This window comes from Williamsia sp. D3 (assembly GCF_000506245.1).
GTDB classification, from domain to species: domain Bacteria; phylum Actinomycetota; class Actinomycetes; order Mycobacteriales; family Mycobacteriaceae; genus Williamsia; species Williamsia muralis.
Window position 1 is genome coordinate 297,556 of sequence record NZ_AYTE01000018.1, and the last position, 7,474, is coordinate 305,029.

Genomic DNA, 7,474 nt, shown 5'->3' on the forward strand with positions numbered 1-7,474 from the left:
CGCAGTACGCTCCGCGCTATACGATTCGGACTTTTTTGGGGGCGAGATGCCAGTCGTAGTTGCTACTCGGATGAAGATCGGTCGTCTGCGGGACGTGCCAAGGTTTGTCTGGGCCAGCCTGGTGATTGCCCTGCAGGCCCGCCGTAGCCAGGGGTTCCTGGGCGGGCGCCTACGTCTGAGCGCCGATGGAGCTTTCTGGACGGTCACCGTATGGACTGGCGGTCAGACGATGACCAGATTCCGCGACAGCGGTATTCATGCCTCGGTGATGCCGCTCGCGGAAACGTGGGCCAGCGAAGCGGTGTTCGGGGTGCGGAACAGTGCGAACGCGCGCGTGCCAAGCTGGAGGCGCGCAACCGAACATATCGCCGAACACCCCAACTTCACGAAGATTCTAGAACGCCCGACCGAAGCGCATCGCCAGAGAAAACCGCCGACATCGCCACGGCTGGGGTTGAGTGCTCCGATCGTCCGGCCACGCCCTCCGCGCAGCAGTCCTGAACGGCGCATCCGTCACTGAGTTAGCGAAATTTCCATTACGTCAATAACTTTCAGGGGCGCCCAACTGCTTGCACGGCGGGGTTCAGTCGAGCATGCCGAGTCGATCGCGCAACCATTGATCGATGTCGTCGAGAGCCACCCGAGCCATCGAGGTTGCGTGCCCGCTGAAGGCATGTGGTGACGCAGGGCAGACGCGTAGATCGACCTCGACGCCGGCGGCTGCCAGCCGTGTTGCCAAAACCAAGTTGTCGTCGAGGAGGATGGCGTCGGTGCCGATCACGATCATGACGGGCGGTAGATCGGCGAGGTCAGCAAATACGGGCGACAGATCTGGGTGGGTCCGGTCAGGTGCATCACCGGCGTACGCGTCGAGGAAGTACTCGTCGGCGATCAACCTGCCCGCCGGCGTTTGTGCGGAAAGGTCGTAAGTTCCACATTGGAGTACGCCTCCGCTGAAGACTCTGAGTCCACGGTCGCGGAATCGGAGAAGGGTTGCCATCGTCAAAGTGGCGCCGGCCGAGTAGCCGGTGACTGCGAGGTGCGTTGTGCCGAAACGTGCTTGGGCATGCTCGGCCAGCCAGAGCGCGGCGGTTTCGCAGTCGTCCGGTGTTGCTGGCCATGGATTCTCGGGCGCGAGGCGGTAGTCGACACTCACCACATCGACCCCGAGCGTCTCGGAAAGCCGACGGTTGCGGAGGTCGCTGCCGGCCGCCGAGCCCATGAAGAAGCCGCCGGTGTGGATTTCGAGGATCACGCCGGACGGAGCGTTTTCGGCTGGCACGTGGATCCTCACCGGCACGGTTCGTCCCTCGGCCGACACCTGCTCGAGGTGCGGCGGCGGTTCGCAGACCGCCGGGGCGGGTGTCTGCAACTAATATGTTGAGCCACAATATAGTTGAGAACAGCGCCGATGTTCTTGCAGTTCCATAGTCGTGGAAGCCTGACCCTTCGGTTTGTTCCGGACACTTACGTGCCGGCCGTCGTTCCCATCTGCTGTCACGAATCACCTGTCGCCACGGTCTATGGAGATGTATCCGCAAACTCCACAACAGGAAGGCTGTCTCGTGAAAACCGTATTGGTGACATCATCTCGGTCGGAGCATCTCAACACCCGTCGAATTGCCGACGCCATCGGAGAGGTACTAGGTGCCCGCGTGCTGGCTCCCGAAGAAGCATCTCCTACCGTCCTTCGCGAAGCCGATCGAGTCGGGTTTGGCTCGGGGATCTACTGGATGGGTTTCGACGAGCGGCTACTGCGCTGCATTCAAGAACTTTCGGACATGACTGGCCGTGAGGCATTCGTTTTTGGTACCAGTGGGATGCCGGAGCCGCCTTTTCGTCGGTACACACAACGGCTGGGGAGCATTCTCGAGAGCCGTGGGTTCGAGGTTGTGGATTTTGTTTACGTGTCGAGGTGTCGACACGTGGGGGCCGTTCAAACTGGTTGGCGGCGTGAACAAGGGCCGCCCAGATGACGACGACGTCCAAGCGGCTCGACGCTTCGCGGAGGCGATTCAACGGCGCAATCGCCGCCGTCTGTGAGGACGGCGCTATTGGACTGCGTCGAACCGTGCAGCTATACCTGGGTGTCGGGGGGCCTCACCGCGACCATCATGTCTGCCAAATCATTCAACAGACGCCCGAAGTGCGGATCGGCCAGTGCGTGCTGGTGCTGACCACTGTGGGAGCTGACAACGACGACGCCGGATTGGCTGAGGCGGGCGAGATGTCTGGTCACGGATTGGCGGGTAACGCTGAGCCGCCGCGCAAGCTCGCTTGGGTTACTGGGTCCAAAGCGGAGTGCCAGCAGTAATTCTGCCCGCACCGGGTCAGACAGTGGGCTCCGAAATCTGCGAGCACGTCCCGGGGGATAGAGGTCTCCATTTGGCGAACACTACATCGAGCATTGTCATATTCGCTCGGTTATGAGAGCAGGCCCGATGCGTACGCAGCGAAGCTTGATGAAGACTCCACGCCAGCGTTGCGCGGGCGATGAACCTCCGACCAGCTCCCCGGGGGATTACCGTTGCTCCATGTCGGCGATCGGGTTTGTGCGGGTGTGGCATTTCGGTGACGAGTGGGGTGTTGTCGACTCGGATGACACTCCGGGTGGGGCCTATGTTCGGGGGTACTCGCTCAGAGTCGAGGCTGTGGCTGATCTGAACGAGCCAGGAGTGTCAATGGGTCTGCGCCCAGGTACCGAAGTTGAGTTTGAGTGGTCAGAAACTGCCCAGCCGGTCGAGGGTCTGCTCTACCTCGTGGAGCAGGCGTGGCCGCGGGGCACGGCCCGTGCAGAACCGGCCCGCCAGACGGGGGCATTCTCCACCAGCTTGTGGAACAGCGTCGGCGATCCCGACCCCGACGGACTAACAGTCATGCGAGAAGTTGACCCCGCCAGTCTCGAGATACCCGCCATCAAACCGCCTGTCGTGTTCACCACCGTCGGCACGGTACGGCTCTGGGCCGACGAAGAAGGCTGGGGTGTCATCGATTCCGACGACACCCCTGGTGGTGCATGGGCGCACTTCTCAGTGGTCGCCGGCACCGGTTTCCGTAGCCTGCAGCCTGGACAGGCCGTAGAGTTCACCTACGAGCATGCCGAACAGGATGGACATAGTTTCCGGGCAGTCTCGGTCAAGGGGCTTTGACCCGTGGTCCTTCGAACAGGTCATTGGGAAGGTCTGATCCGATGTCCACGGAGGTGAGTTCGTTGGTCCAGGGTGTGGAGGACCACCGCAGGGCGATGCCGGTTTCGGCGTCGAAGGCCAGGCGAGCGGTAAGTCCATTCCAGTGGGGTGGCGGTGTGAACTCCCAGGCTGGTCGTCCGGCGACGGTGATGGGGTTACCGGGTGTGTCGGGGGTCAGCAGTGTGGCCAGTGGTTCGTCGTAGTGGCTATCGATACTGATCAGTTCGCTGAGGTGGGCGGGAGACTGCCACTCACTCCGTAGTCGAGGGTTCCGGCGGCGTTGCGGAACCATAGTTCTTGGCGTCTGTTCTGGAGGAAGTAGACACCGTGGTCGTCGTGGAGTCTCCAGGACTGAAAAGATTTGTGCCAGAACTCAAGATGGACTGTTTTCCCTCCGCTCTGATGATCGGTTTTGCGGTAGTGACCGTGGATCGTTGTTTCGAGTGTTTGTTGATGCAGGCGGGTTACTTCTGCCCACGTTGCTGTCTCACCGAGTAGGGGTGGAGTGATGATGGGTTGTTCGCGGGGTGGTCGTTGATCGATCGGCGTTGTGGGCACGACCGCGACAGTGAACGGGGCGCGGTCGATGACGTCTTGCGCGATGTGCACCCGGTAGTCGTTCAGCCAGGGCAAACGCGCCCTCGACGTGGTGGAACTCGGTGCGGGTGCCGTCGTAGTCGAACCCGATACCGCCCACCTCGTTGATGAGCGCCGTGATCCTGGCGTAGACGTCTGGTTGCCATCGAGCGTTGGCGGTCAAGTGGTGGCTGGGATGCAAGGTGTCGAAGGAGATTTGCTCGCGCCCGTCGCGCCAGCAGATGAAACGGCCGTCGGCGTTAACGCTGCTGTAGTGCGAGACCACCTCGTGTTTGGCGATCAGTGGTGCCATGAGCTCGTCGTCGATGCCGACGTAACCACTGTCTTGCTGAGTCAGCAGGGTCCATCCGTTGCCCACATCGGTGACCGCAACGATCTGGTTGTTGGGGTAGTCGGCCAGGTTCATGATGTGGAAGTTGGCGGTCTCCAGGGCAACGTCGGCGAGTCCGAGCGCTGTGGGACGTCTGGGGCCGGCCTCGAGGGCGTCGAGAACGTATTCCGGGGTTGCGCCGCGAATCAGGTTGGCACAGTAGCCATTGCCGGTCCAGAACTCGTACTGCCTGTCGAGCCAGAGATAGTCACGGTAGGTAGGCATAATCCCACGATGGCACGATTACGGGCAGGCCGAGGCCTCGCATGTCTCTGCCGTAGGGTCGCGTTCATGTCTGTCTCGCGTCCAGTCGCATACCAACTTGGGCCCCACAGCGGCGTCCCTCAGAGCGTGCTCGACGGGCCTGCCACATCCACGTTGGCTGAACTGCTTACGGGCATCGACGAGTCAACGGCGGCCGCCAATGTGGATACTGCGCTGCCGGACGCGGGTTGGCGATGGTGGCGCACCAAGGCGACTGCTCGAGGTGGCCGCCAGCAAGTCTGGTTCGCACCACAACGCGAGGGCTGGGCCAACGTTGCGATCACTGACTTCGACGACGGCCGGCGCCTGCTGTCGGCATTTACCGTCGAACCCGACCAGGCGCTGCCCAGCCGCGAGGACCGCCGAGAGGGCCTAACGTTGCAATGGTCTACCACCGAGGTTGAGCTGGCAGCCGACCAGATCGCCACCCACACCTTCGAACTCGAGCTGCGCAACACCAACAATGAGCCATGGCGCAACATCGCCGACGACGACAACTCCGTATTGGTGAGGGTGGCTGACGTCACCGGATACTACGTGTACGCGCCCGGCACACCGCTTGCTGACATCGCGCCGGGATCTGCGGTCACCATCGCCGGCCACCTGCAAGTCGCCGGCGGCGAGGCACTGACACCCGGGACGTACTCGCTCACCGCACAACTGAATTCACTGGGACTACCCACATCATCCAACGCGCGACTTCGAATCGTTCCGTGAACTTCTCGACAGGACGCCTATAGCCGCGTCGACCACCGACACGTACGCGCGCCAGAGTCGACCAGAACCGTCAACGTACGTCGCCGTTGTGGCAGGCCCGACTCCGGTGGCGTGGGGTTCATCGGCTGCGGTCCTGTTTGACAGCGGATCCGACGGATTCGGTGATCAGCTCGGCTGCGTCAACCCGGTCTGGGCAGCGATGATCAGGTCGTTGACTCGCGCGCGGGTCTGACAGCACAGCTCCTTGACATCACAGCACGCGACGAGCGCCTTACCAGCGCCTTGTCGTGTTTACTCGACTGAAGAGGCCGCAAGGTAATTGTGTGCACGCGTTCTCGCGGTGCGGTGTTACCGTCGATGTCATGACTTGGACGAAAGGCGTATGAGCGCCACTGATCCTGGGCGGCTGACCCTTCGCCCTTTCTATGTGTTCGCCAGTGCCGGTTTTGTGTGGGTGGTCGATGAACGTCAGCCTGTCGCAGCGTTATTCGATCCTGACACCCAAGCGTTTGTTCGGCTGGTGTCGTGGACAACGATGACACCACCAGGCACGACCAGACCTCGACAAGCGCCGCGATTTGCAGTCGATGAGGAGGGTGTGTGGATCCAGTACTCGCCCGACGAAGGGCTAGGACGCATCACACCCGAAGGACTCATGTTCGCGACCTACTCCCGCGGCGCAGACCTCATCTGCGCAGCCGCCGACGGAGCCTGGCTATGTCCTCCGGTCGAGGCGCAACGCGACATCTCCACCACACCTGACCGCCCACCATGGCGAGAACCGCAGTCATCGATCACGCACGTCGATCGCATCGGCGCGGTGTCCACCGTCGCGGTCGATGGAATTGCCTGGTTGATGCGGGCTGAACACGACACGTTATACGTGTCGGTTCATCACGAGCCCTGGACGCGGGTGCCTGTCGACTACGGCGACATGCCGCAACCGCCCGGAGGCGATCGCTATCGGGTGGTGTGGTCGGATTCGCTGCTCTCGCTGCCTTTAAACGAACCTCACCCCGACACGCTTGTGCGGCCAGGCGATCTCGCTACGAGCGCGCCGATCGATACCAGCTATCTGCAGGACTACGCCGATGAGTCCTACAACGAAGCGCACCTGCGTAAGCGCGCCGACGGGGATGGTGCGCGATGGCACTGGGGCCGCCGAGCTGCCGACCGCGACCGGAGTGTAATTCGCGCGTACGACACCAACGGTGCCGATCCCCATCTCCTCTGGACCAGCGAGATCGATGGTCGCTGGGTGATGCGCGGAACCGCTGAAAATCACCGCGCCTGGCTGCTAACACGAGGGTCCACGCGCTCGGGCGGGCACACACGCCTCGAGGTGTGGGACGCCCACAAGCGCACCATGTCCACGCTGTCAGAAATTCAGGACCTCGACATCTCAGCGCACCGCTGGCCCACAGGACCGCGCCCACCCGACCACGACTCGTATGCGCGCTGGTATGTCTCTCGCCTCGACGGAGTCGAGTTTTCCGATCGGGTGTCCAACGTCAGGGCAACCTTCGTCGGGGACTGGCCCGATGGCTACATCGAGCTGACCTACCGCCACCAGAAATACCCAGGCCTGCTCATCAGCTCACGCATCAACATTTACGACGAAGTCGGCCGCAAAGATCACGCCTTTCTTCGCTATGGCGACCTCGACCTACGAGAACAAGCCGACACCTGCGCCTACCCGCCTGCCTCGCTCGCCGTCAACGGCGTACTACAAGCCTGACCCAGGCCACTTCCCCAACCCCCGGGAGACGCAACGCGCCACACTCACCGACAGTTCGGCGAATGTAGCGTCCAGCACGACGTTTCAGCGAACCGCACCTGCTCATCGGCCTTCAACGGGCGGTTGTGCATACCAACCGGCACTGTCCTCCTGGGCGTCGAAGGCAGGGGAGTCGGCGGCCCAACCGCGTGTATGCGCGCGCTCGAGGATTAACCGCTCTATCTTGGGTCGTTCGGCGGGACTTGAAGCCCAGGCTCCCGAGAGCGCGCCCATAGTCCGCATCACTGTGACGTGTCTACTGACGGGGCTCAGGAAAATTCCCCAGTGGTGCTCATCGAAATTCCCCACCCGTGAGGTGGGTCTACTGTAGCGGCCGGCGGATGGTTCCGGCGGCGGTGCGGTGGTTTTCTGATCGGGCGTGGTGGTCTCGCAGGCGATAGGAATCGCCGTCGAGTTTGAGGACTACCGAGCGATGCAGGAGCCGATCGAGCATGGCCGCTGCGACGGTCGTGTCGCCGAGGACTTCGCCCCATTCGGAGATGCTGCGGTTGGTGGTGATCACGATCGACGTCTTCAAATATCGTTGTGCCACAACCTGAA

General features: G+C 62.2%; 8 protein-coding genes and 1 pseudogene. 4 read left to right on the forward strand and 5 right to left on the reverse strand.

Annotation, left to right across the window (positions count from 1 at the left end; all coding sequences use genetic code 11):
• Positions 1–70: 70 nt before the first annotated feature.
• A complete protein-coding gene (locus W823_RS57755; RefSeq protein ID WP_152538054.1) occupies positions 71–520 on the forward strand; it encodes a hypothetical protein in 450 nt (149 codons plus the stop codon).
• A gap of 63 nt (positions 521–583) precedes the next feature.
• On the opposite strand, the pseudogene W823_RS43150 reads toward W823_RS57755, so the two are convergent.
• Positions 584–1,357 (reverse strand): annotated as a pseudogene (locus W823_RS43150) (alpha/beta hydrolase); the annotation flags it as partial.
• A 720-nt stretch (positions 1,358–2,077) separates the two neighbouring features.
• Positions 2,078–2,326, reverse strand: coding sequence for a MarR family transcriptional regulator (locus tag W823_RS59615; protein ID WP_161634006.1), 249 nt, complete (start codon positions 2,324–2,326; stop codon positions 2,078–2,080).
• A gap of 208 nt (positions 2,327–2,534) precedes the next feature.
• Here W823_RS59615 and W823_RS0129160 point away from each other — a divergent pair, with 208 nt between their 5' ends.
• Positions 2,535–3,149, forward strand: a complete 615-nt coding sequence (locus tag W823_RS0129160) for a cold-shock protein (protein WP_031332325.1) — start codon at positions 2,535–2,537, stop codon at positions 3,147–3,149.
• Here W823_RS0129160 and W823_RS0129165 read toward each other — a convergent pair.
• Entirely contained in the window at positions 3,136–3,480 is a 345-nt protein-coding gene (locus W823_RS0129165; protein WP_031332327.1) for a hypothetical protein, read from the reverse strand. The two genes, W823_RS0129160 and W823_RS0129165, sit on opposite strands and share 14 nt — an antisense overlap.
• A gap of 195 nt (positions 3,481–3,675) precedes the next feature.
• Complete coding sequence (locus W823_RS0129170; protein ID WP_031332329.1) at positions 3,676–4,380, reverse strand: DUF6461 domain-containing protein; 705 nt, start codon at positions 4,378–4,380, stop codon at positions 3,676–3,678.
• Between the two features lie 66 nt (positions 4,381–4,446).
• On the opposite strand from W823_RS0129170, the gene W823_RS43160 reads away from it, so the two are divergent.
• The gene (locus W823_RS43160; RefSeq protein ID WP_152538055.1) at positions 4,447–5,136 is read left to right on the forward strand and encodes a hypothetical protein; all 690 of its coding nucleotides are present in this window, start codon (positions 4,447–4,449) and stop codon (positions 5,134–5,136) included.
• Positions 5,137–5,518: 382 nt separating this feature from the next.
• The gene (locus W823_RS43165; protein ID WP_023958282.1) at positions 5,519–6,874 is read left to right on the forward strand and encodes a hypothetical protein; all 1,356 of its coding nucleotides are present in this window, start codon (positions 5,519–5,521) and stop codon (positions 6,872–6,874) included.
• Positions 6,875–7,235: 361 nt separating this feature from the next.
• Here W823_RS43165 and W823_RS43170 read toward each other — a convergent pair.
• Positions 7,236–7,474: ATP-binding protein (locus W823_RS43170; protein ID WP_023958284.1), on the reverse strand; the 239-nt coding region annotated here is incomplete at its 5' end.